Source organism: Frankia sp. CgKIO3 (assembly GCF_977946435.1).
Genome location: NZ_CDWTMO010000287.1, coordinates 1 through 2,658, shown reverse-complemented (window position 1 = coordinate 2,658; position 2,658 = coordinate 1). Strand labels below are relative to the sequence as shown.

Sequence of the window (2,658 nt, the reverse complement as noted above, 5' to 3'; positions counted from 1 at the left end):
TCCTAAAAGGCGGGCCCGCCGTCGGGTTTGGTCTTGACGGCCAGAGCGGAGACGCGGGAAAACACCCTCACCTAAGTGCCGCGAAGCCACGAGGGCCGGTGAACCGTCGCGACCGGGGGACGATTCACCGGCCGCGGGAGATCCTGCCGGCCGGTGCGGCCCGGACAACATCCTCACCCGGGGACGCGGCCTCACCGCCCTCGGCATCGCCGGCGGCGACGGCGGGCGCGGGGGCACCGGGAGCGGGGGGGCGAGTGGTCCCGTTCCGCCCGCTCGTCGTGGCCGTCGTAGCCGTCGTGGCCGGAGTGCCGGGCGTGCCTGGGGAGATGGCCGCGGCGAACGCGGGCGGCATCGCCGCTCGGCGGAACTCGGCCCGGGGATCGGCGAAGGATCCGAGCGAGACGATCTCGCGGCGGAAGAACAGTGCCAACGACCAGTCTGCGACCACCCTGGTCTTGCGGTTGAGGGTGGGAACCCTGCCCAGGTGGTACGTCCGGTGCATGAACCAGGCGGGCCAGCCGCGCAGCTTGACCCCATAGACCTCGGCGACACCCTTATGCAGGCCCAGGGACGCCACGCTGCCGGCATAGCTGTGCTCGTACGGTTCGATGGGCTCGCCGCGCAGTTCGGCGAGGATGTTGAGAGCCAGCCGGCGGGCCTGGCGGACGGCGTGCTGGGCCGAGGGACTGGTTGTGACATCCTCGCCCCTGGTCAGGTCGGGCACGGCCGCGCAGTCACCCGCGGCCCACGCGTCACCCACCCCGTCGACCTGCAGGAAGACGGTCGCGCGCACCCGACCTTGATCGTCCAGGGGCAGATCCGTGTCGGCCAGCATCGGGTTCGCCCGCACCCCGGCCGTCCACACGATGGTGCCCGCGTCGAACTTCTCGCCGTTATTCAGTACAACCCGCCCACCGACCAGGCTCTCGACCCGCGTGTTCAACCTGACGTCGATACCCCGCTGCTCGAGCTGCCGGAGAGTATAAATCCCCATTTCGGGTGAAACCTCGGGAAGAATACGGCCGGCGGCTTCAACGAGGACCCACCGCATATCCGTCGGTTCCAGATCAGGATAGAAAGAACACGCATCGCGGGCCATGTCCTCCAACTCGGCAAGAGCCTCTATTCCGGCATATCCTCCACCGATGAAGAGAAAGGTCAGCGCCCGGCGCCGGACCGCGGGATCGGTCACCGAGGCGGCCGCGTCCAACCGGCTGATGACCTGATTACGGAGATAAATGGCCTCGGCCGCGCTCTTGAAGCCGATGCCCTGCTCCGCGAGCCCCGGGATCGGAAGGGTTCGCGCTACCGATCCTGGACACATCACCAAGATATCGTATTTAAGATCAAATCTCTCGCCAAGGGATGGTTGGATCACAGCGGTCCGTGTCCCATGCGACACCTGAAGCGCGCTTCCACTGACAACCCGACAGCCCTTCAGGACCTTACGTAGCGGTACCACCACGTGCCGTGGCTCAAGGTTGCCGGCCGCCGCTTCCGGGAGGAAAGGCTGATAGGTCATGTACGAGTTGGGCTCGACGACTGTGACCGATGCCTCGCCCTGGCGCAGTTTCCGCCGCAGCCGCAGGGCCGTGTACATGCCGACGTATCCTCCGCCGACGATGAGGATGTGCGGTGGTTGCCCGTAGCCCATGGCAAAAACGTACCCACGAGGGCCGTGTTACACCCCGGTCTCGGGCTGGCCGCCCAGCTTTTTTCGTGACGCAGGACACGAATACCGGCGGTCTTCGGCCCGTGGTGCCGATGCGTCCGGACCGTGTTCCGGCTCACCTTCTGTGTCGACGGCCACAAGGACAAAGGCTTACCCGGCCCGCTCAACCACTTCCGCGAGCGCCGCCGCCGTGCCAAAAATCGTGTCAAGCATCACTTCGGTGACCCGGCCGGTGAAGGTGTTCTGTTGGCTTGGGTGATAGCAACCGACGACCGACACCCCGGATACGGGAAGTTCGGCCCGCACGCCGTGCCCGAACGACACCCGGCGCGGAGGAACCGGGAATCCGGCCTGGGCCAGGGCGGGCCACAGGGCGGACCAGGCGAATCCACCGAGGACGACCATGACCCGCAGGGTGGGCCGGACGAGCTCGAGGTCACGCACCAACCAGGGCCGGCAGGTGTCACGCTCCGTGGTGGTCGGCTTGTTCGCGGGCGGAGCGCAGCGGACGACGGCGACGATGCGCGTGGCCGTCAGACGCTGACCGTCCCCGGCGGACACCGAGGTCGGCAGCGCCGCCAGCCCGACGCAGTGCAACGAGGCGAACAGCCAGTCGCCGCTGCGGTCCCCGGTGAAGATGCGTCCGGTGCGGTTCCCTCCGTGGGCCGCGGGCGCCAGACCGACGACGAGGATCCGGGCGTCGCCCGGGCCGAACGAGGACACCGGACGCCCCCAGTAGGCCTGCTCGGCGAAGGCCGCCCGCCGCACCGCCGCGACTTCTTCCCGCCAAGTGACCAGGCGCGGGCAGGCCCGGCAGACGGGCATCCGGGCATCGAGCTCCCGGCTGCCCGTCGCGCCGGCGGCCAACGCGCGGGCCTCGGCCGGCGTGGCTGCGACCGGTGTGTCGGCGGCGGCGAGGTCCCCCGGCCAACCGCTTCCCGGCCGCACCGGGCCCCGTGACCGGACCGGGCCACCCGTCCCGCCCG

Annotated in this window: 2 protein-coding genes; both read right to left on the bottom strand. The window is 69.1% G+C overall.

Translation table 11 applies throughout. The features are described 5' to 3' along the window. Window positions 1-124: 124 nt before the first annotated feature. Complete coding sequence (locus tag AC08OJ_RS19605) at window positions 125-1,654, bottom strand: NAD(P)/FAD-dependent oxidoreductase (protein WP_476596508.1); 1,530 nt, start codon at window positions 1,652-1,654, stop codon at window positions 125-127. Window positions 1,655-1,822: 168 nt separating this feature from the next. After that, window positions 1,823-2,658 (bottom strand): uracil-DNA glycosylase (locus AC08OJ_RS19600; protein WP_476596507.1); only part of this gene is annotated, 836 nt, incomplete at its 5' end.

What these genes read in the sequence shown, in the direction of transcription:
- AC08OJ_RS19605 (WP_476596508.1), bottom strand. Translation starts at nt 1,654, where the DNA reads ATGGGCTACGGGCAACCACCGCACATCCTCATCGTCGGCGGAGGATAC.